The sequence below is a fragment of the Nostoc sp. UHCC 0870 genome (genome assembly GCF_022063185.1).
Taxonomy (GTDB): domain Bacteria; phylum Cyanobacteriota; class Cyanobacteriia; order Cyanobacteriales; family Nostocaceae; genus Trichormus.
Window position 1 is genome coordinate 340,535 of record NZ_CP091913.1, and the last position, 21,511, is coordinate 362,045.

19 protein-coding genes are annotated in these 21,511 nt (G+C 35.9%); 16 read left to right on the plus strand and 3 right to left on the minus strand.

Going from position 1 to position 21,511, the window contains the following annotated elements:
- The first annotated feature begins 1,036 nt into the window (after positions 1-1,036).
- From L6494_RS01455 to L6494_RS01525, 14 genes are all read left to right on the plus strand, one after another.
- The gene (locus tag L6494_RS01455) at positions 1,037-3,250 is read left to right on the plus strand and encodes a GumC family protein (RefSeq protein WP_237991105.1); all 2,214 of its coding nucleotides are present in this window, start codon (positions 1,037-1,039) and stop codon (positions 3,248-3,250) included.
- Positions 3,251-3,445: 195 nt separating this feature from the next.
- Positions 3,446-4,600, plus strand: a complete 1,155-nt coding sequence (locus L6494_RS01460) for a glycosyltransferase family 4 protein (protein WP_237991106.1) — start codon at positions 3,446-3,448, stop codon at positions 4,598-4,600.
- A gap of 15 nt (positions 4,601-4,615) precedes the next feature.
- Positions 4,616-5,179, plus strand: a complete 564-nt coding sequence (locus tag L6494_RS30940; RefSeq protein WP_330911062.1) for an acyltransferase — start codon at positions 4,616-4,618, stop codon at positions 5,177-5,179.
- Positions 5,166-6,431, plus strand: coding sequence for a glycosyltransferase family 4 protein (locus tag L6494_RS01475; RefSeq protein ID WP_237991107.1), 1,266 nt, complete (start codon positions 5,166-5,168; stop codon positions 6,429-6,431). The genes L6494_RS30940 and L6494_RS01475 overlap by 14 nt, the downstream gene beginning before the upstream one ends.
- Before the next feature lie 7 nt (positions 6,432-6,438).
- Positions 6,439-7,521, plus strand: a complete 1,083-nt coding sequence (locus L6494_RS01480; protein ID WP_237991108.1) for a glycosyltransferase family 4 protein — start codon at positions 6,439-6,441, stop codon at positions 7,519-7,521.
- 23 nt (positions 7,522-7,544) lie between these two features.
- A complete protein-coding gene (locus L6494_RS01485) occupies positions 7,545-8,177 on the plus strand; it encodes a class I SAM-dependent methyltransferase (RefSeq protein WP_237991109.1) in 633 nt (210 codons plus the stop codon).
- An 80-nt stretch (positions 8,178-8,257) separates the two neighbouring features.
- Positions 8,258-8,905, plus strand: coding sequence for a class I SAM-dependent methyltransferase (locus L6494_RS01490; protein WP_237991110.1), 648 nt, complete (start codon positions 8,258-8,260; stop codon positions 8,903-8,905).
- A gap of 10 nt (positions 8,906-8,915) precedes the next feature.
- Positions 8,916-9,575, plus strand: a complete 660-nt coding sequence (locus L6494_RS01495; protein ID WP_237991111.1) for a hypothetical protein — start codon at positions 8,916-8,918, stop codon at positions 9,573-9,575.
- Between the two features lie 150 nt (positions 9,576-9,725).
- Complete coding sequence (locus tag L6494_RS01500) at positions 9,726-11,039, plus strand: lipopolysaccharide biosynthesis protein (protein ID WP_237991112.1); 1,314 nt, start codon at positions 9,726-9,728, stop codon at positions 11,037-11,039.
- Between the two features lie 29 nt (positions 11,040-11,068).
- Positions 11,069-12,160 carry a glycosyltransferase family 4 protein gene (locus L6494_RS01505; RefSeq protein ID WP_237991113.1) on the plus strand — a complete coding sequence of 364 codons (1,092 nt, stop codon included), beginning with the start codon at positions 11,069-11,071 and terminating at the stop codon, positions 12,158-12,160.
- Positions 12,157-13,584, plus strand: a complete 1,428-nt coding sequence (locus L6494_RS01510; RefSeq protein ID WP_237991114.1) for a hypothetical protein — start codon at positions 12,157-12,159, stop codon at positions 13,582-13,584. Before L6494_RS01505 ends, L6494_RS01510 begins: the two co-directional genes overlap by 4 nt.
- A gap of 46 nt (positions 13,585-13,630) precedes the next feature.
- A complete protein-coding gene (locus L6494_RS01515; RefSeq protein WP_237991115.1) occupies positions 13,631-14,746 on the plus strand; it encodes a glycosyltransferase in 1,116 nt (371 codons plus the stop codon).
- An 86-nt stretch (positions 14,747-14,832) separates the two neighbouring features.
- Positions 14,833-15,627 (plus strand): class I SAM-dependent methyltransferase, encoded by a 795-nt coding sequence (locus L6494_RS01520; RefSeq protein ID WP_237991116.1) that lies wholly within the window; start codon positions 14,833-14,835, stop codon positions 15,625-15,627.
- An 18-nt stretch (positions 15,628-15,645) separates the two neighbouring features.
- Positions 15,646-16,791, plus strand: coding sequence for a glycosyltransferase family 4 protein (locus tag L6494_RS01525; protein WP_237991117.1), 1,146 nt, complete (start codon positions 15,646-15,648; stop codon positions 16,789-16,791).
- A gap of 753 nt (positions 16,792-17,544) precedes the next feature.
- On the opposite strand, the gene L6494_RS01530 is transcribed toward L6494_RS01525, so the two are convergent.
- From L6494_RS01530 to L6494_RS01540, 3 genes are all read right to left on the minus strand, one after another.
- Positions 17,545-18,312 carry a ChaB family protein gene (locus L6494_RS01530; RefSeq protein WP_237991118.1) on the minus strand — a complete coding sequence of 256 codons (768 nt, stop codon included), beginning with the start codon at positions 18,310-18,312 and terminating at the stop codon, positions 17,545-17,547.
- Between the two features lie 511 nt (positions 18,313-18,823).
- On the minus strand, positions 18,824-19,363 hold the full coding sequence (locus L6494_RS01535) for a Dps family protein (RefSeq protein ID WP_237991119.1): 540 nt from the start codon (positions 19,361-19,363) through the stop codon (positions 18,824-18,826).
- 573 nt (positions 19,364-19,936) lie between these two features.
- The gene (locus L6494_RS01540) at positions 19,937-20,287 is read right to left on the minus strand and encodes a hypothetical protein (RefSeq protein WP_237991120.1); all 351 of its coding nucleotides are present in this window, start codon (positions 20,285-20,287) and stop codon (positions 19,937-19,939) included.
- A 648-nt stretch (positions 20,288-20,935) separates the two neighbouring features.
- Between L6494_RS01540 and L6494_RS01545 the strand changes: the two genes are divergently transcribed.
- Complete coding sequence (locus tag L6494_RS01545) at positions 20,936-21,181, plus strand: hypothetical protein (protein WP_237991121.1); 246 nt, start codon at positions 20,936-20,938, stop codon at positions 21,179-21,181.
- Positions 21,162-21,446, plus strand: coding sequence for a hypothetical protein (locus tag L6494_RS01550; RefSeq protein WP_237991122.1), 285 nt, complete (start codon positions 21,162-21,164; stop codon positions 21,444-21,446). The genes L6494_RS01545 and L6494_RS01550 overlap by 20 nt, the downstream gene beginning before the upstream one ends.
- The last annotated feature ends 65 nt before the right edge of the window (positions 21,447-21,511 follow it).

Consider the following 21,511-nt stretch of genomic DNA (forward strand, 5'->3'; position numbering starts at 1 on the left):
CATACTTACTCTTGTGATATTTGCAATTACAGTTATTAGCTGTAATTAAGACTAAAATGCTGCAAAATACCCAAGAATAATACTGAAATAAATTCGTCAAATTTCCACTTAGATAAGTATTTATATACTTTTCTAGGTTTTGAGCCGCGTCTAATCTAGAAGGGCATTAAATTGTTTTAGTCTTAGTACCTTATTTTTTTATTACTGATTGCCTTGATTTAGCTATGTGGAGATTACTTAAATATTTGGTCATAGCGGAAAAAGTTTATGATTAGGAATCTTATAGCGGTTCTCGCTTTAGTGAGGTAGAAGAACCCCACCCCCAACCCCCTCCCCGCTTGCGGGGAGGGGGCTATGATGTACACACAAGTCGAATTACCCCCCTTAATCCCCCCTTGGAAAGGGGGGAAACCAGAAAATCCAGTTCCCTCCCCTTTCTAAGGGGAGGGTTAGGGTGGGGTAATTCGAGGACAGATAGTGATTCGATAACTTGTGTATACACGGTAGGCTTGCGGGGAGGGGGCTATGATGTACCTCATGTGATTAGGAAACGCTATATCATGTTTGCTTGATGGGTGATGAAACCTGAAGAACCCCACCCCGCCACAGCTACGCTTTGTCTCCCCTCCCCGTTGACGGGGCTACGGTGTACACACAAATCGGAGTTACTTTGATATCTGGGTTTTACCCCCCTTAATCCCCCTTGGAAAGGGGGGAAACAAGAAAATCCAGTTCCCTCCCCTTTCCAAGGGGAGGGTTAGGGTGGGGTAATTCGGATTACTCACCGCAATCATGATTATTAAAAGTAAAGAATTGATACTCCGCAAAAAAATATAGTGAAAATACGTAGGATATCCGGCAAGAAAAGCTTGATAATGCCTTATTAAAAGAGCATGAAGATTAGGGAATCGCATCTACTAGCAAATTACTCATACCAATGTAATTGGAGCTTATACATGATAAATCATGATTATATGTAGCCTCACAAGTGATTGGTATGCAATGAGAACTCATAAATGAAATTATTAGGTGTATTATGCCTTCTGATCAAGAAGAACAAGATTTTATTAACTTTCAACAATATTGGTTAACTGTAAAAAGACGTTGGCTGTTGATAGCCCTGATTATTGGGTCTGTGTTTGGTCTAACAGGGTTGGTAACTTTCAGCAAAAAACCAGTTTATGAAGCCCAGGGCAAACTACTGTTTAATAAGCAAAGTGGTGTCTCCTCCCTCACGGGTATTAGTGAACAGGTGGGACAACTCAGTGGGGTGACAAACCTTTCTAACCCTTTGGAAACTGAAGCTGAGGTGATTCGTTCCAACACTATTTCTCAGAAGACTATTGATAATCTAAATCTGACAGACGGGGAAGGCAACCCCTTGGAATTGGATGCTTTTCTTAGTCGCTTGTCAGTGAAAAGTGTGCGCGGGACTGATATTTTACAGCTTTCCTACCGGAGTAAAAATTCTGAAGAGGCGGCTGAGGTCATCAATGAATTGATGAGTGCTTATCTGGACAATAATATTCTGGTTAACCGTTCCGAAGCCAGGGCGGCGCGGGAATTTTTGGATAAGCAGTTACCTCAAGTGGAAGCCAAAGTTACAGAATCAGAACTGGCTTTGCGTCTGTTTAAAGAAAAATACCAAGTTATTTCTTTGGAAGAAGAAGCGAAAGAAGGGGTCAAGGGGTTGAATGATTTATCAAACCAAATGACCCGACTTCAGGCGCAACTGGCGGATGCTAGAAGCCGTTCTGGTGCGTTGCAAAAGCAATTGGCTTTGACGACACAGCAGGCTGTAGCACTGAGCAAATTGAGTCAGTCGAATGCTGTCCAGCAGGTGTTAACAGAATATCGGAAGGTACAAGACCAGTTGGCGGTGGAGCGATCGCGCTATACTGACGAGCATCCTGTAATTACGAATCTGTTAGAGAAAGAACAAGCTCTCAAAGCGCATTTGGAACGGCGAGTTTCCCAAACTGTGGGAATTGATGAGTCGATAGAAGAGCAAGATTTACAAGTTGGACAACTCCAGCAGACTTTAACTGCTGATTTGGTACAGATAGAAGTACAACGGTTGGGGTTAGAAAATCAAGTTGGTGTCTTGATGAAGGCTTTTGTGCGTTATCAAGCACGCATGAGAAGTTTACCCAGACTGGAACAAACACAGTTACGTCTAGAGCGACAGTTACAGGTAGCACGCACCAGCTACGAACAAATGCTGAAACGCTTGCAAGATGTTCAGGTGGTAGAAAACCAGAATGTTGGTAATGCTAGGGTGATTTCTGAGGCTTTGATACCTAAGAAACCGATTTCTCCGCGTATCGCTTTAAATTTAGCTTTGGGAGGATTTTTAGGTATTTTCGCAGCTTTGGGAATCGCCTTATTACTAGAATCTGCGGACAAGTCTGTCAAGACAGCAGAAGAAGCCAAACGCTTACTCAATTATCCTTTGTTGGGTACAATTCCGGTTTTCAACCAAAAAGCGAGATTGGCTCATGGTGAAAAAGGCACAGAGTTACCTGTACTGAATAACCCTTATTCTTCCGTGAATGCGGCTTTTGAGATGCTGCAAATTAATTTAGGTTTCACCCTTTCTGATAAAGAATTGAAGGTGATTGTCGTTAGCAGTTCTGTGATGGGTGAGGGTAAGTCTTTTATTGCGGCTAACTTAGCAGTAGCTACCGCCCAGATGGGTAAGCGGGTGCTATTAATTGATGCAGATATGCGTCGCCCTCATCAACATGATGTTTGGCAAATACCCAATATGATGGGTTTGAGTAATGTTTTGGTGGGACAGGCGGAGTTTGCTAAAACAGCCAAGGAAGTAGTGATTAATCTAGATTTATTGACGGCTGGGACAATTCCCCCTAACCCAGTGGTCTTACTAGATTCCCAGCGTATGACTAGTTTAATTGCCCAAGCTAAAGAAGATTATGATTACATCATTATCGATACGCCACCGTTGAGTATGTTGGCTGATGCCATGATAGTTGGTAATTTGGCTGATGGTATGTTGTTGGTGGCTAGACCTGGTGTAGTTAATTCTGTGGCTGCTCAGGCTACCAAGGATTTGCTAGCGCATTCACGAACAGAGGTTTTGGGGTTGGTAGTCAATGGCGTTGAGATTGACCGTTATCGTCATAATTACTACGATTACTACTACTCTGATTCTGGAGAAAAGCATTCTCACAAGCAGGATAAGATTAAGTCTGGCTTGAGTAAGATTACTGGTTTGCGCCTGCTTTGATTGGTTGAAAGTCAAATTAATCAGTGTTTTCTCTGAGGTGTTCAATATTTAGATTGTGTAAAGTCATGGGCATAAATAGTTAGTAATCTAATAAATATTACTAGCTATTTATGTATGACTAAATTGACACATTGTATATATTCAGAAAAAACAATTGGTGTCCATTCGTTTTTATTTGGCATAAAAACAATCTAAATGATGAAGATATGTATAATAAGTGGAATTTTTCCACCTGATATTGGGGGACCGGCTAGTTATGTTCCGAGGATAGCAACTAATTTAGTAGAGCAGGGTCATTCAGTAAATGTGGTTTGCCTCAGTGATATCTTAAATGATAATGATGGTGATCAATATTTATTTCCAGTCATCCGCATTTCCCGTCAATTATTCAAACCTTGGCGTTTTTTAAAAACTATTATTACCATTTGGAAATTCGCAAAAAATGCTGATTTACTTTATGTTAATGGGTTGAATTTTGAGTCGATGCTAGCGGCTAGTATACTCAATATCCCAACTGTGTACAAAATTGTTGGTGATTATGCTTGGGAGCGATCGCAGCTTTGGAATCACTTTAATGGCACTTTAGATGAATACCAAGTTGCTCACAAAGGATTGTTACTTAAATTTCTCGATTGGATTCGTACTCTTCCCCTAAAAAAGACTACAAAAATCATTGTTCCGAGTTTATATCTTCAGCGCATTGTAGAAGGATGGGGTATCTCATCCGACAAAATTGTTCTTGTTTATAATGCTGTTGAAGTTCAAGAAGCACAATCAGCGATCGCCTTACCACCTTTTCCGGGAAAAACAATCATTACTGTTGGTCGTTTAGTACCCTGGAAAGGTCTGGAAGCAATGATTAAAACCATGCAGTATTTTCCTCAAGACCGTTTGGTTGTAATTGGTAATGGTCCATTAAAAAGTAATTTGGAAGAATTAATCCAAAAACTACGTATTGGCGATCGAGTGTTGTTTATGGGTAGTTTGCCTCAAAAACAAGTATTTTCTTGTCTAAAGCAAGCTGATGTGTTCATCTTGAATTCTTCTTATGAAGGACTACCTCATGTAGTATTAGAAGCAATGACTGCGGGTACTCCAGTAATTGCTACAAATGCAGGCGGTACTCAAGAGGTAGTAGAAGACTGTAAAACAGGCTTGTTAATTCCTGTAGGTGATGAACTAGCTTTAAAATCTGCTATTGAAAAAATATTCAACCAGTCTGATTTAGCTCAAGTTCTAGTATCTAATGCCAACGAATATATTCAATCAAGATTTTCTAATTTCAATATGTTGGAACAACTAGAAAATGTATTATCTCAAGTAAATTTTCTGGCTAAATCTAGCTTTTAATCACGCAAATCAATTATGATTCAAACTACTTCATTCCGAGGTCAAGAATCAGAAAAAGTCCCAACTTTAGAAAAATTAATAGGAGGAGCAAGGGGATTAATACTGAAAACAATTTTCAAACAATGTGGTTTTCCTGTTTCCATTGAAAAAGCAGTCAAATTTTCTCAATCTCGCACTGTAGAAATAGGAAACTGGGTACGTATTCGTTACAGCACTCAAATTTTAAACCATGTCCATATACACAATCATGTATTTATCGGTAGATATTGTGATATTGGCAATCATGTGGTCTTAGAAGAAAATGTTACTTTAGCTGATTATGTTTGTATCTTAGGTGATACTCACGATCATAGTAATTCCGATAAACGAGCCGGAAAACTTTATTCACCAGGTCAAAAAGTTATTGGTAAAGGTGCTTGGATTGGTTATCGAGCAATTATTCTGCCTCAAGTGAGATATATAGGTTGTGGTGCTTTAGTTGGAGCAGGTTCTGTTGTAACTAAGGATGTTCCTGATAATTGTGTAGTAGTTGGAAATCCTGCCAAAATTATCAGTAATCTAATGAATGAAATTTTCTGAAAAAGATTTGATTTTAAAAGATGAGTCTAATTTAAGTAAAAGTAAATTTATTTTAAGCCCAATGAATATTTTAATTATTGGTAAAGATCCAACAGTTTTTGAAAATAGTCCATATGTCTTTGGTGATACCCAAAAACGACATCAAAACTATGCCCAAGTTCTACAAGAGCATTGTGGAACGAATAGTAGCATTCGGATGATTTCTTACACGCCTAGAGACTCCAAGTACCAAGTTCAGCAATTACAACAAGGTTTAACCCTTTACCCAACGCGATCGCTCCATCGATCAACCTTTATTATTGATGTTATACGTCTTTTACCATCAGTATTATATAATTGGCAGCCTGATGTAATAACAGTACAAACCCCTTGGGAAGAAGGGATTTTGGGCTATGTTCTAAGTCGTATATTAGGTGTTCGTTTTTTACTTCAACTTCACTTTGATTTATTTTCTCCAGATTGGCAAAAGGAACATTGGCTCAATAGCTGGCGGAAATTAATTGCTTCCCAACTAATTCGTCGTGCTGATGGGGTACGCGTTGTTTCAGAGATTCTACAAGACAAAGTTGTAAAATTTTTAAACTTATCTGTAAAGCAAGTGTTTGTTGTCCCAGTAGGGGTCAATTTTACTCCGGCTAACAGTCTAGTAGATAAGAACGACTATAAAGCTAAACTAAATCCCAAAATTGCAGGTAAACCTGTTGTGCTTTTTGTAGGTCGAATCTGTATAGCCAAAAACTTACCACTTTGGATCGAAGTAGCAAGTCGGATAACCCAGTATTTGCCTGAGACCCAATTTATCATGGCGGGTGATGGTTTACTCCTCACAGATATACAAACCTTAGTAGCAAAAAAGAAATTAACTGATCAATTTCACTTTCTAGGAAAAGTTGGTTATGAATCTTTACCAGAAGTATATGCAGCAGCTGATGCTTTCTTATTAACTTCCCACAACGAGGGTTATGGAAGAGTAATTGTAGAGTCTTTATTATCAGGAGTACCTGTAGTTTCTACTGCTTGTACAGGGCCAGAAGATTTGATAGTTGATGGTATCAATGGCTTTCTTTTGCCATTGGGAGATGTAACTGGCTTGTCTAACAAGGTAATTAAATTACTGCAAGATAAACAACAAGCCCAATCTATGGGAAACGTAGGACGTGAGCGGATGCTTGCAATGTTCTCTAATACGAGTTTAGCTGAACGCTTAATTGAATGTTGGCTAACGGTAACGCGATCGCCTGTGGAGGTTTAAAAGTATCATGCGTCTTTTACTATTTAACCTAGCCACAGATATCGATCATCCAATATTAGGTTTTACAAGTAAATGGATAAGTGCATTAGCTGAACGTGTTGAGCATATTGACGTTATTACTATGCAGGCGGGACGGATTGAAATTCCTGATTCTGTCAATGTCTATTCTCTAGGTAAAGAAAAGGGCTATAGCGAACCCCGTCGGTTAGTAGAGTTTTATCGGCATCTTTTCCACATCTTGCGAAAAGGCAAAATTGATGGGTGCTTTTCTCACATGAATCCACTATTTACTAACTTAGCCGCACCCATCCTTAAAATCAAGGGAATTCCAATAGTTACTTGGTATGCTCATCCTAGCCTAACTTCTACCTTGAAACTAGCTCACCATCTTTCTGACCGAATGGTAGCCAGTGTAGCAACAGCGTATCCCTACAAACTGGACAAGTTAGTTGTAATAGGTCAAGGGATAGATACGAACCTTTTTTGCACTAATCAGCAAAACATAGATAATAAAACACCACTAATTTTATGTGCAGGTCGAATATCCCCAGTGAAAAACCATTTGACACTATTAAAAGCTACAGCTTTATTACGTCAAAGGTGGAATAGACAATTCAAAGTTTTAATCCTTGGTAGTATCCCCAATCGTGAAGGTGAGTTGTACTTTCAATCACTTAAAGCAATAACTGAACAACTTGGAATAGGAGACATAGTTGACTTTAAACTTGGTGTACCAATGCTAGAACTACCACAGTGGTATCAAAGATGCGTGGTACATATTAACCTCACCCCAACTGGTTTCGGAGATAAAGTAGCTTGGGAAGCAATGAGTTGTGGCAAACCCTGTTTAGTGGCGAATGAGGGGTTTAAAGAAACTTTGGGTCAATATCAGGAAGAACTTCTTTTTAGATATGAAGATGTAGAGGATTTAGTTAAAAAACTCATGAATATACTAACACTACCTACGCAAGAACAGGAAAATATTGGGTACTACTTACGCAAACAGGTTATTTCTAGACATAGTTTGGATAATCTTTCCCAAAATATACTTTCATTAATCAAGCAACTAATTGCCTGTAAAGTAAATTAATAAGATTGTTAGAGGATGTTTTTATGTTAACAGGCGGCAAACCCGAAAAAATATTTGCTAGTTATCTTAATCAAATTACTAATAGTTCTGAAAAAATTTTAGATGTAGGTACTTCTCAACGTTTCGCAAAAGAATTACGCCCATATGAATCTTGGTTTAACGGAAAAGAATACATAGCTGCTGGCTATAACCCATCTTCACAATATGGAAAGTATAACTGTGATTGCCATCAAGACATAGAAGCGATGACTTTTGAAAAAAATCACTTTGATGGAATCATATGCTTAGAAGTTTTAGAACATGTAGAAAATCCTTTTCAAGCCGTGAATGAGATAAAAAGAGTTCTTAAAAAGAATGGTATGCTCCTACTTACTGTTCCATTCCTCCTCCAATATCACGGCAAGGGTTCAAGTTCTCAAAGTCATGAAAATTATCCAGATTTTTGGCGATTTACTCATGAAGGTTTGCAGCAATTATTTAAGGATTTTCAAAAACTTGATGTTGTTCCTCTTGGTGGACCCATTGAATTTCGTTTACGTCAATTTTATCTTTCTCAGTATCTGAAACTCCACCCTATTAGATGGCTAGTTGATTTGATTGATAAACCAATATTGGGAAAAGCTACAACTCGCCATTTAATATTTGGAGTAAAGTAAATACAGCAATTAAATCAATGTATTAATTGGATTAAAAAGTAAGTTTTCTTTGAAAATATTGATAAATAAATGGTGGGAAAATGAGTATAAATGAAAGCAAATTTGAGTTAATCAGAAATCATGTTCATAAAAAAATAACAAATAATTCACAAAGAAGGCTTTCACTCTTAGATGTGGGGTGTAGAGATTGTAAGTTAAAGAAATATATTGGTGATGTAGTAGATTACAAAGGTGTAGACCTTTTTCAAAATTCCGAGGGTACTGTAGATTTTGTATTAAATGTAGAAGATGGTTTACCTATAGCAGATAAAACTTATGATTTTGTCGTTGCTTTAGATTTAGTAGAACATTTAAATAACGTGCAGGAGTCTTTACATGAGTTGCTTAGAGTATCTCGCCGCCATTTAATTATAATGTTGCCTAACATGGCTTACGCTCCCTTAAGAAAGGAATTCTTAATTAAAGGAACATTTAGTGACTTAACAGATAAGTACGACTTAACTTATGGATCTGCTCATAAGGGAGTAGATAGACATCGCTGGTTAACAGTAATTCCTCAAACAGATAATTATATTAAAGAATTTGCTGTTAACAATAATTTACATCTAGATATTGTATGGTTTACTGGTTCTCAAAAAAGAGTTTTTTTTGAAACCATATCAAAATTGTTGAATTTGTCCCCTTCATGGTGGGCAACAGCTTCACTTTACGTTTTGACTAAACCTTGAGGATTTACTTATGCAAGAACAATTTAGATTAGAGTATATGAAAATAATCAAACAAGCTTATAAAGATACCTTCATTTTTGATTTTGTTCAAAACTTGCGAGGTAAGCAGCAACTACAAACTTGGAAAAAATCCGGAACTCCATCAAAAATACCTCATTTCGTTAAGGAACAGACGGTACTAAATTTTGCTCATAAGTTCTCAATCCAGGTATTGATTGAAACAGGAACTTTTAAAGGAGATATGATATCTGCCTGTAGAAATAAGTTCTCTAAAATTTACTCAATAGAGTTGGATCAGTCGTTATATAACCAAGCAAAATTAAGGTTTAAGAAATTCAAACATATATATTTATCTCAGGGAGATAGTGGTGTGGTTCTTCCACAACTTATGAAAGAAATCAATGAACCTTGCCTATTTTGGCTTGACGGTCATTACTCTGGAGGAATTACAGCAAGAGGTGATATCGACACGCCTATTTCGGCAGAGCTGAATTGCATTTTAAATCATCAAGTTTCTAATCATCTCGTACTCATTGATGATGCACATGAGTTTACTGGTCAAAACGGATATCCCAAAGTAGAAGATTTAAAGTCTTTTATTAACCAGAATTATCCTAATCTGAAAATAGAGGTTAGCAATAATATTATTCGCATTTATCCTCGAAGTTAAAATGTTTTAAAATTTATAATAATCAGAATCATAAACTTAAATAGAACCCAATTTATGATGCTTGATTACAATGTTTAAATAACATATCAATAACAGCCAAAATAACAACAGTCCACCAAAATAAAATGCTGATTTTTAGCTATTTACTTCATGAAACAATTATTGCTTAATAAGAGAATTAAAAGTGCATTTTTTCTATCTATTATAAGTTATTTGGCTTTAGGAATTGGTTTTATAACACAGGCTTTTGCTGCCCGTATTCTCGGAGTACAAGATTACGGAATAGTATCATTAGCTCTTGCTTATCCTTCTATACTTTTCTCCATAACCAGTCCAAAATCGGTATCAGTATTAACGAGATATATTGCTAAGTATCGTGCAGAAAATAAGAGAAATTTAATATTAATTACTTGTCTTCTAGGTTATACATTAGATTTAGTTACTTCATTGATAGCCGTAATAATTATTTTATTGACAAGTCAATATATTTCAGCAAATTTTTACAGAACAATAGAGGTAACTAGTTTAACTAATATATACAGCCTATCACTTCCCTTGCTTGCAATTACTAGCACCAGTACAGCTATAATCAACGGATATGAAAAGTACAGTAGTTTAGGATGGTTTCAACTTCTGGAAAAGCTTTCTATGCCATTATGTTTTTTGTTTATTTTACCAATTATTAAATCTAACTCACTGAGTTTTATTTGTGCATATGCAGCAGCAAACTATTTTTATGGATTAATATGCTTAGTATTTACGATATACATTTTATATAAAAATGGGTTGCTTAAAAATATTGTTAGTGTTGTTACACAATTATCATTTAAAAATGAACTAAGAAAACTAGCCTATGAATTAGCAAGCTCTTATACATGGAATTTTATTTTGGTAACGATCACTGGTTTTATATCTCAATTACCTGTCATAATTCTTGGATCATTAGGAACTCCCAAAGATGCAGGCTTTTACAAACTTGGTTCAATGATTGCAGTTGCAGCAAGCTATCCAAAAGTAGCGATGGGTAGAATTTTATTGCCAAAGCTTTCTGTAGAGGCTAGCAATTTGACTTGGATTCAGATGTTGCAAAATTTGAAGAGATGGACACTCAATTTAGGTATTCCGATAAGTTTAATCATACTAATTTTATCTATGCTAATATATCCTGCTATTAAAACCTTTTATGGTTCACAATATATCTCATCAATACTAGGTATTCAGATACTTATTGTTGCTTCAGCATTTCTAACAACTTTCTTTTGGTTAGAACCATTTTATTACGCTTATGCTAAGTATAAGTTATTTACCAATTTACATTTTGCATACTTTTTTGTTTTTTGTTCTTCTAGTTTTATATTAACCTTAGCATTTGGGTTTACTGGTATGTGTTTTGCAGATTTATTATCAAAACTATTTTTAATTTCATTACTACTTGGTTATTCACGTAAATGCCTAGTTAACTAAAATAATGAGCAATAAAAATTAATATTTTTATGAAAATAAATATTTTAATGTCCAGTTATGTAAAAAATCCTGGTGGTAGCCATAGAGTTGCATATGAATATGCTAACTACTTAGCTACTACTTCCCATCAAGTAAAATTAATTTATCCAGAAAAGTTATCTAGATTTGCTAGTAATAAATCATATTTTAGTTTTTGGAAACGCTCAATTCACAAAATTCAAAGAACCATATCAGGTAATGAGATAAACTGGTTTAAATTCAACAGTAATGTAGAAAAACTCTTTGTACCAGATTTAACTCAAAATTATATTCCTGATGCTGATATAGTTATTGCAACTGCCTGGCAAGTTGCAGAATATATGGGAGAGTATAGTGAAGCGAAAGGAATCAAAATGTATATTATTCATCATGATGAATCACTTAGTGGATATCCAATTGAAAGAGTTAGGGAAACTTGGCATCTACCAGTTAACAAAGTAGCCGTTTCACGTTGGACATATGAATCTATACAGCAAGCAACAAAAGAAAGTATTACATATATTCCAAACGGCATTAATCATAATTTATATAGAATAATTGAACCTATTGAGAATCGGGATTTATGCGTTTGTATGGCATATTCTCCGAGAGCAATAAAAGATGCCAAAACTGGACTCAAGGCACTTTCTATTGCTAAAGAACGCTTTCCAAAACTCTCTGCTAAATTATTTGGGGTTTTTCCAAAAGATTCCTCAATACCAGATTGGGCTGTATATTACCGTAATCGTCCTGATAGTTTTCTTGTGAAAGAAATTTACAATCGAAGTGCAATATTTATTTGTTCCAGTATTTATGAAGGGTTTGGTCTACCTGTAGCAGAGGCAATGGGATGCGGATGTGCGGTAGTGACAACTGACTGTGGAGGTATCACAGACTTTGCTTTACATAATAAGACAGCCTTAATTTCTCCAGCCAAAAATGCGACAACTCTGGCGGAAAATCTTTGTTTTCTTTTGGAAGATGCTGAATTGAGAATTAAATTAGCATATACCGCAAAAGATAATATAAAAAATTTTAGCTGGGATAGTAGTTGTAAACAGTTGGAAATACTCATCCATAATTCGATGGAGGGAAATAAATGAATTCTTTTCTCCTCTTCCTTACATCTTTAATATTAGTAATGGGATATGGTTATATAGCTATAGGCCTTAAACAAGAAGTAATAGGTGTTAACCAATCAATTCAGCTTTATATAATAATTGTATTGTCACTTATAAATATTTGCTTGGTTATTATTAAATGCGTAAAAAAATATCAAGATATATTTAATCCACTGCTTTTATTTGTAACTTCAGTGCTGATTCGTGCAATCCTACCTACTCTATTACTGCTAGTTTTTCCCCCACCGGAATATCTCGCTTGGATGAATATTTCTAACAACCAGTGGTTACTAGGTGGAGTACTTGCAATTTTAGCAATTATGAGTTTTATACTTGGGTGGCTAATTACGCCTAAATATTCAATTCAGTCTGCTTCAAAATTGGCAAATTGGTTAGCAAAATATTTCTCAAATGATCGTACACATATTGCATCTGCTGTAATTACAACCTTGTTAGGTATTCTTTTGATGCTTCTTTTTTATGCAACTACTGGAAGCTCTGGATTAGCAGAAATAATTCAAAGTGGCTCTTTAAGAGCAACGAATGAAAGAGAAAGTGGTACTTATAGATTTGCTTATTTAGCAATTGGAATTCTATATTGCTCTGGTACATTTTTATGTGCTGCTTTGTTGAAAGATAAAAGTAGGCCTGCTTGGCGTGGCTTCAGACCATGTTTAATTGCTACATTACTCTTGCTACCAACAGGCGGTAGAATTGTTTCTCTAAATCCGCTTATTTTTGGATTGACTGCTTTTTGGTATATTAGATTAATTAATAGAAGATTAAATTTTAAAAAGCTTATAATATTATTATTGTCATTAATTCTATTTCTAAATTATTCTTTTTTCTTAATCAATTATAGAACAGGCTTAGGAATAAGTTATGCGTTAAGCCAATTTGATTGGTCAAATTTTATTAGCTATTTTGAAAGTTTTTTTTGGGCAGATGTCGCAACTCTTCCTGTATATGCGCTTAGTGCAACTCATATACCAGGAGCAATGGAGGGTAGTACTTATCCCCTGATTTTGGGTACTCTTTTGAAGTTTTTCTTTCAGCTTAGTGGAGAAGTACCTGGTGTTTTTCTGATACAAGATTTTTTTCCCTTAGGAAATAGAGTTTGGGGACCTCATACTGGTATCTTTGTAGACCTTTATCTTAACACAGGAATTATTTTTGCAATAATGGGCTGTGCCATTTTAGGTTTAACTTTAAGAGTAATATATGAAGGATTTAGTAATTTCTTTAACACCCCAATTATTGTAACAATTTATGCTTTAGTTGCTTGGAGTTTTTATTGGATATTCTTTGAATCAATCATGAGTTCTACAGATAATATATATAGAATTATTATTGTTTTTTTAATGCAATATTCTATATTTATTTTATTGCCAAAATACAAACAATAATTAACTAAAAATATTAACTTAATTATGCACTACATTATTTGTTTTTATGAATATACTTCATGTAATTACCTCACTCGTTAGAGGAGGCGCAGAAAATCATCTTGTTACCTTAGCTATAGAACAAGCAAAGCAGAAAATCTCGGTAACTATTGCCTACTTGAAGAGTAAACCATACTGGCTAGAAACCTTGGATAAAAATCATGTCCGTGTGGTTTCTCTAGGTATGCGTTATTATGGTGATTTTCAGCCAATTATAAAGCTTCGTTCATTAATTAATGATTTACAACCAGATATCATTCATGCACATTTACCTCCTGGAGAAATATATACACGAATTGCTCTACTGGGAACATCTTCCAAAAAGCTACCATTGATTATCTCCAAACACAATGAAGGACATTTTTATAATGGTTTTGGTCATCGTTATATTGGCTCATTGGTTGCTAAAAGATCCAACCACATCATAGCGATTTCTAATGCTGTAAAAACAAATCAATGTATTAATTATTTAGATTATCCTTCAGAAAAAGTTAAAACAATTTATTATGGAATAGATCCTACACCTTATCAAAATATCTGTGATGAGAAGATAAAAAAAATTCGGTCGCTTTGGTCTGTAACTGATGAAACCTATCTCATAGGTACAGTAGCCAGACTTGTACCTCAAAAGTGTTTGCATAATTTATTAGAGGGATTTAGTCTTTATTTACAGACTGCCACAAAACCTACAAAATTAGTTGTCGTTGGTGTTGGTGCGTTAGAAGCTGATTTAAAAAACCAAGCTATTGAGTTAGGTATTCAGGAAAAGGTTATATGGGCTGGGTTTCGAGAAGATATTACTGTAGTTATGAATGCCTTAGATGTATTTGCACTGACTTCAATCTATGAAGGGCTTGGTTTAGTATTATTAGAAGCAATGTCAGCAGGTAAACCTGTGGTTGCTAGTAATATCAGTGCAATTCCAGAAGTGGTTATTAATGGGACTACAGGGATTTTATTCACTCCTAAAAACTCTGTTGGATTAGCTGAAGCTTTTAAATATTTAGAAAATGAAAAAATCCGTTTACACCTTGGAGATAGAGGAAGGGAGAGAGTAAAAATAAACTTTACTTTAGATAAGATGATCGATAAAACACTAGCTGTTTATAATGCTTGTATTTAATGGATACTAATGTATAGTATGTTGACTAATAAACATATGACTATTCTCGTGTTAAATGTAAACTTTCATGAATCCGGTTCAAAATTATGAATATTCAACAAAAAAATCTTTACTGGTTGGGTAATTGTGCGAAAACAAAAATCATTGGAGAGATTTTAGAAAAAATACATCATAGTCAAGAAGTAGTCATATTTGATTACGGCTGTGGCACTGGAGGAGATTGGCCATCAATTTTAGCAAATCACCCAAATATAAGATTTATTGGCTATGAGCCATCTAAAAAGTCTTTTGCATTAGCTCAAAAAAGATTATCAAATTTTAATGTTCAATTATTGACAGCTGAATCTATACAGCAAGTGACATTCAAAGCCGACTTTATCGTTAGCTTTAGTGTTTTAGAACATGTATATGATAAAGCTTTTTATTTAAAAACAGCTAAAAAAATTCTTGCAGATCAAGGAATATTTTACCTTAATTATGATGATGGTCATTTCCGAAATTACCTTGATCTTAACGAACTAAATCTATCGTTTTTACAAGCTAAAGAATGGATAAATAATCTATTGGCACAACCCCTAGCATCAGTGGGAGTTGTATCTTCGTTCCAAAAGCGAGTTGATCGTAGAGATATAGACAACCTGGTACAAGAAATTGGGTTTTCTATTCTACAAAATTTTTATAGTAATCTGAATTCATTCAAATCCTTGTGTAAAACACTATCACCAGATAAACAACAAAACTTTGCTCATCTGTGGTTAGAAGTTGAAAATGTTTTAAACGAAAAATTTCGCCAAGAAGGTGAAACTTATTACGGTGACAGCACAAATCTATGGTGGCAGATGGGTTCAAGGACTTTAGTTCTGCAACATAAATGTGATTGAAAGCAACAAAGAAATCAAATGCTCAAAGTTCTACACATTATTACACAGCTAGTTTTGGGTGGCGCACAAGATAATACACTTATTACGATAGCTAAACATGACCGTTCAAAATTTCATGTTCATTTAGCTTCTGCTCCACATGGCTTATGGTTAGAACGTAGCAAAAAAGTAGCTGATGTTTTTTATCCAATTTCTCATTTAGTAAATCCTATCTCGCCTCTTCAAGATATTATTGCCCTGATAGAAATTATTAGATTACTACGTCGAGAAAAATTTGACATTATCCATACCCATAGTTCCAAAGCAGGTATTTTAGGGCGTTGGGCAGGAAGGCTTGCAGGAATTCCTGTTATAGTTCACACTGTTCATGGTTTTTCTTTCCATGATTTTATGCCAACTTGGAAAAAGCAACTCTATATATTTCTGGAACGAATTAGCCGTTCATGTGGTGATTTTTATATAACTGTGAGTGAACTTAATAGACAAGAGGCAGTTCAACTTAAATTTTTCAAATTGGATAATTCAATAACTATTTACAGTGGCATTGATTTTAAGAAACTTGATCGAGAGGTCGATCTAACTTTAGTTAAACATCAAATAGGAATTCCAGACAAATGGCAAACGATTGTCTCAGTCGGAAGATTGGATGCACAAAAAGCCCCTCATTTTTTGATTGACGCATTTGCTCAAGTGCTTAGTTACTATCCTGAAACTGTTCTTTTATTAGTTGGAGATGGCGAACTACGGCAGGAATTAGAAGCCCAAGTAAATAGATTAAATATTACGAGCAAAGTATACTTCCTTGGTTCACGAGAAGACGTACCAGAAATTCTTAAAATCGCTGATATTTTTGCCCTATCATCCCTATGGGAAGGACTAGGCAGAGCAATGACTGAAGCTATGCTAGTTGGTAAACCAGTGGTTGTACCTGCAATATATGGAATTCCAGAAATTGTTCATCATCAAGAAACTGGACTGCTCTTTGAGGCTAAAAATGTAGAACAATTAGCAACCCACTTAGTTTATTTACTTCAGCACCCGGAAGAACGCGATCGCTTGGGACAAAATGCCAAAAACCTGACGAGAAAACTTTTTGATGGAGATGCTATGGTAAGGCAGATTGAAGAAGTTTATGAAAAATTACTACAGGAAAAAATACATTAATGTGATTTGAACGATAATTTAGCCAAACGGTCACGAAATACTTCACTCTGTACTAGGACAACATATAGTTCAAAGCTATAAATGGAGTTCAAAAAACTCAAAACTTAATTACAGCAAGAAACATGGTCAAATAGTTCATTTGTACCGTACCGTGATGAGAGAGAAATAAAAATTCAGATTTCAGGCGATCGCTTTATCACTCAATTTTTGGCGAAACTTATTTTTGAACCATATTGTGGACATTTTGAATTATATTTTGACCGAAAGTTTAAAATTTTCGACTAAATTAGTGTGTCTTACTCGGCATTTTTTACCAAGTCTAAAAATAAAACTTTTGGTCGTATTATGGTTCACATTTAAAACACGCGGACATAATTTGATTCATAAAGCTAAGTTATTGATTGGCTCAAAAGCTTGAAATTACGTTAACTTTTGGTCACGTTATAGTTCAAAATTTGGTCACGCAGGGGGTAAAATCACAATTAACCCACCAACATTATATTTATTTATACTCATCTACTGACTTACAAAAAATTTTTACAAAAAACACTATTACAAAAGTTACATAGTTAAATCAACAACAATACACGATCGCAATCCTCACAGGAATTATACTAATTAATAAAAATGCGATCGCTACAATTAACCACATTAATATATGCTTGCGTTTCATTCACCATAGCCTCGCAAGCAGGGAGGAGGCTATGATGTATCTGATGTGCTTAAGAAACGCTATAGCATTGCTACTAAAGCTTAAACACCAACTTTAGCTTTTGACCAAACACCGTTTTCGTCTTCATCAAATTTTTGATGAACATCCGCCCAAGCTGCTTGTTCAGATGTAAACTCATCGCTGGTTTCATTTAACACTGCATTGTAGCGTTGAATAAATGTTTTTTGTGCTTCTGATGAAAGATGAGAACGGACTTCAGGAGACAAGTCTTCTGGACTGTTGCAAGGCCCTGGACAGGGATGATTTAAAGTTTTGTCAATAGTATGAATTTCTTCCGCACCAGCACTTTCGAGTAGTAGCTGAAACTCACCAGCGCGATCGCTGGGAACTTCTACCATGAGTAAAAATTCTCCCGCTTGTAGACGGGTTTGGTAGATAGCGGCTTTATCTTCAGACATTCCCAAGGTAGTCAAGACAGATACTAACCCAGCACCAGCACTACCTGCGATCGCACCACTAGCAGCCCCTAACAACAAAGCACTAATGGGGCCGGCTGCGACAATTGGGCCGACGAAGGGAATAAACAGTACGCCGACACCCGTTAGCAGGCTAAGAAATGACCCAAACAAAGAACCAAAAATTGCCCCTGTTCTTAAACCTCCCAGAATTACATCTTTTTTAGTGATGAATCCTGTAATCCGAGTCTCTGACTCGAAGTTTCTACCCATAATCGAAATATGGTCTCTGGGTACACCTCTATCTAATAAACGTCGAATTACATCATCAACTTGCTTCTGTTCTTTAAATATGACGGAAATTGTCCGTTCTGCTTGATAAACTTCTGGCATTCGTATACTCCTTGAAAATTGGGGATTGGGAATTGGGGATTGGGGACAGGTGAGCAAATATAGCGGTTTGCAGTTGAGTCTAATGCAAACCTAACCCCCAACCCCTTCCCTACAAGGGAAGGGGAGTAAGCCTCAAAGCCTCTCTCCTTGTAGGCTACTGTGTACAGACAAATCGGAGTTACTTTGATATCCGGGTTTTACCCCCCTTAATCCCCCCTTAGAAAGGGGGGAAACCGGAAAATCTAGTCCCCTCCCCTTTCCAAGGGGAGGGTTAGGGTGGGGTAATTCAAGGACTGGTAATGATTCGATATGTGTGTACACCGTAGCCTTGTAGGAGAGAGGTTAGAGCGCATTGCATACAAACGAGAAGTGCTATATATTCATGACTTCGTTGTGGAATATCACACCTCATTGAGGGATTTTGCATCATTCCACCAGATACATAGACCTAGCATTACTACATATCTCTACTCTTTGCTGTCACCTGTCACCTGTCCCCTGTCACCTTCCATTACACACCTACAGGGGTTTGCATTTCTGCTGCTGGTTGTGTGCCATTTGGTTGTATTGGCTGTCCTTCAATAAATGAACGCAGCATCCAAGCAATTTCTTCATGATCTTCCATTAGTTCGGTGAGAAAATCGGCAGTTCCTTGGTCATGGAACTCTTCACCAGTGCGGTCTACATGATCTCTTAAGTTCCTAATGACCTGCTCATGATCTTCCATCAGTCGCGCTACCATCTCAGTAGCAGTGGGAACATCACCGCCATGTTCTTTGAGAGTGGTCATTTGAAGAAATCCGTCCATTGTGCCTATAGGATAACCACCCAAAGCACGAACTCGTTCAGCCAACGCATCAATATTTTCTGTTAACGCTTGGTAATGTTCTTCCCAGAGTTCATGCAGACTACGAAATTGAGGTCCAACCACATCCCAATGGTACTTTTTGGTTTTTACTAAAAGGAGGTAAGAATCTGCTAAATCTTGATTTAACAAATTAATTACACCTTGACGCTGTTCTTGTGTTAAACCAATGTTGATAGTACGCATTGCTTTTAATTCCTAAGCTCACTTATATACTAAATTCACAAATATTACGCATTATTTACATCAATCAAAGGAAAGATTATAAAATAGCAATTTACTATAACTAAAGTCGCAGCAGATGTCTTAATATCTAAATAAGCAAGAGATTTGTTAATCTGGTATTTTAAAATTACTTTCAATATTTACTAAACAATTCAAAGTACAAATAGCCCCCTCCCTGCTTGCGGGGAGGGGGTTGGGGGTGGGGTTCTTGTACCTCACTAAGAGGATGTTTGAAAAGTCTTGATTGATGTATCAAATATTTTTTTACCCCTCCCTAACCCTCCCCTTATAAAGGGGAGGGAACTAGATTTTTCTTGTTTCCCACCTTTACAAGGGGGGATTAAGGGGGGTAATAATGTAATTAAAATCACAGCAAACCCCTTTCCAAACACGCTCTAAAGCGAGAACCGCTATTAGGTCATCAAATTTGAATTGAGGGATAAGCTTTTTTTGTAGTAAGGACTTCAGTCCTTAGAAAAATCAGGACTAAAGTCCTTACTACGAACGGTCAAAACTAACTTGATAGATTACTAGTTACTGATTACCTGTAACTTTTTCCAAGAAACTCTTAACTTCATCCTCTACAGAAGTAGCACTCTGGGAATTTTCTGGACGCTTCATCTTATCTATATCAGCAGCACCTTGTACTTCATTCAGTCCCTCGTTGGACTTTTTCTGCACCTCTTTGAGTGTTGGGGGTGGAGACTTAGCCACTTCGTCAGTTTGGCGTTGCGTTTCTAGAAGTTGCGTAGTACCTTCCGTTGTTTCACTTTGGTAACTTTCAATGGCAAAAGCTGGAATGGCACTAGATATAAATAACAACGCACAGGTAAAGGCTATAATCACAAACTTGAATGGATTTAGAACGGAGCTTAAAATTTTCATTGTTAATCCTCAATCACATTTTACAAAATTCATAACTTAATTTTCTTGATAGAATTTTGTTGAATTAAAAAATAGTTTCTATCTATTTTGATAAAGTTATGATTGTTTAGACTATGTTAAAAAATCCTGCTATTTTCCTATATGATTTAAATAGGTAAATAATAAATTAATTCTGTTTCAGGATTGTTAATTAACAGAGTTTCCGCAATGGTTCTATTTTTACTGAGAAAAAGATATTAAAAATCGACCCAGAGAAGGAAATTTAGTGTTTTCATCTAAAAAATAAAATCATTCTTGTGATATATCGACTGAATAGATTTAACTATTTTGTGACGAAAAGTGTAACTTTAAAGAAGTGAAAATCAATAATTCTCTATTACTTTAGGTAGAGGTTTTGTTTCAGTAAAATCACGGCAAGAATTTATTGATACTACTTAGTATATACTCAGTAGAAGACTAGGAACACTTATAGGATTTTTGATTAATTTCATGATATTTTTAAGAGGAAACCGCGATCGCCTCTAATCTGTTTTACGCGAATGCGCTGATGATTTAGTATCCCATCTTCATAAATTCCGCAAAAACACGGTTACGCTAGTTTGTGCTTTTGATCAACACTGCAATCATCAAGTTTATGAGGGTACAGTCATGATTAGCCCTGTAACTAACTTCATCCGATGCAATGTAGAAAAAGCTAAAGAAGTAGGTCTCAAGTGGGAAAATGCTTCATCTAGCGAACTGAGAGTTTATTGTTTAGAAATTCTCTCAGAAATTGGATGTAGCGATACAGAACTCCCGGATAACTTACAAACACGGGAACAACAATTAAATTTTATTACAGGTTTTGCATCTTTTGCTTTTGGGGAGGTGCAAAATGTCCAAAGCTGTAATTGAAGATATTTTTTACGATCCCGAATCGTCAGAAGAGACTACTTTTCCCGCAACCGATAAAGATTTATTGCTTCTGACGCAAAAGCTTTGCGATGAAGAAGTTCCCACCAAGGTTTTCTTTCAGGCGATCGCGATCGCTGCTTACGATGGTGAGGCTGCTTTCCGTTATGCTGATAATTATCTAACTAGCGTTAAACATAAGCGTAAGGGTAAGCGGAAAAATGTAGTTTTGTTAAGACAATCGTTGTTTAGTTTTAGCCAAAATTGATTACTTACTATTCACCAAAAAGTTACAGTTGTAGGTTTTTCACACCACGGCGAATTTAATTCCCA

What these genes read in the sequence shown, in the direction of transcription:
- L6494_RS01545 (WP_237991121.1), top strand. Translation starts at nt 20,936, where the DNA reads ATGATTAGCCCTGTAACTAACTTCATCCGATGCAATGTAGAAAAAGCT.
- L6494_RS01535 (WP_237991119.1), bottom strand. Translation starts at nt 19,363, where the DNA reads ATGCGTACTATCAACATTGGTTTAACACAAGAACAGCGTCAAGGTGTA.
- L6494_RS01530 (WP_237991118.1), bottom strand. Translation starts at nt 18,312, where the DNA reads ATGCCAGAAGTTTATCAAGCAGAACGGACAATTTCCGTCATATTTAAA.
- L6494_RS01455 (WP_237991105.1), top strand. Translation starts at nt 1,037, where the DNA reads ATGCCTTCTGATCAAGAAGAACAAGATTTTATTAACTTTCAACAATAT.
- L6494_RS01485 (WP_237991109.1), top strand. Translation starts at nt 7,545, where the DNA reads ATGTTAACAGGCGGCAAACCCGAAAAAATATTTGCTAGTTATCTTAAT.
- L6494_RS01510 (WP_237991114.1), top strand. Translation starts at nt 12,157, where the DNA reads ATGAATTCTTTTCTCCTCTTCCTTACATCTTTAATATTAGTAATGGGA.
- L6494_RS01475 (WP_237991107.1), top strand. Translation starts at nt 5,166, where the DNA reads ATGAAATTTTCTGAAAAAGATTTGATTTTAAAAGATGAGTCTAATTTA.
- L6494_RS01490 (WP_237991110.1), top strand. Translation starts at nt 8,258, where the DNA reads ATGAGTATAAATGAAAGCAAATTTGAGTTAATCAGAAATCATGTTCAT.
- L6494_RS30940 (WP_330911062.1), top strand. Translation starts at nt 4,616, where the DNA reads ATGATTCAAACTACTTCATTCCGAGGTCAAGAATCAGAAAAAGTCCCA.
- L6494_RS01500 (WP_237991112.1), top strand. Translation starts at nt 9,726, where the DNA reads ATGAAACAATTATTGCTTAATAAGAGAATTAAAAGTGCATTTTTTCTA.
- L6494_RS01525 (WP_237991117.1), top strand. Translation starts at nt 15,646, where the DNA reads ATGCTCAAAGTTCTACACATTATTACACAGCTAGTTTTGGGTGGCGCA.
- L6494_RS01495 (WP_237991111.1), top strand. Translation starts at nt 8,916, where the DNA reads ATGCAAGAACAATTTAGATTAGAGTATATGAAAATAATCAAACAAGCT.
- L6494_RS01520 (WP_237991116.1), top strand. Translation starts at nt 14,833, where the DNA reads ATGAATATTCAACAAAAAAATCTTTACTGGTTGGGTAATTGTGCGAAA.
- L6494_RS01540 (WP_237991120.1), bottom strand. Translation starts at nt 20,287, where the DNA reads ATGAAAATTTTAAGCTCCGTTCTAAATCCATTCAAGTTTGTGATTATA.
- L6494_RS01515 (WP_237991115.1), top strand. Translation starts at nt 13,631, where the DNA reads ATGAATATACTTCATGTAATTACCTCACTCGTTAGAGGAGGCGCAGAA.
- L6494_RS01550 (WP_237991122.1), top strand. Translation starts at nt 21,162, where the DNA reads ATGTCCAAAGCTGTAATTGAAGATATTTTTTACGATCCCGAATCGTCA.
- L6494_RS01480 (WP_237991108.1), top strand. Translation starts at nt 6,439, where the DNA reads ATGCGTCTTTTACTATTTAACCTAGCCACAGATATCGATCATCCAATA.
- L6494_RS01460 (WP_237991106.1), top strand. Translation starts at nt 3,446, where the DNA reads ATGATGAAGATATGTATAATAAGTGGAATTTTTCCACCTGATATTGGG.
- L6494_RS01505 (WP_237991113.1), top strand. Translation starts at nt 11,069, where the DNA reads ATGAAAATAAATATTTTAATGTCCAGTTATGTAAAAAATCCTGGTGGT.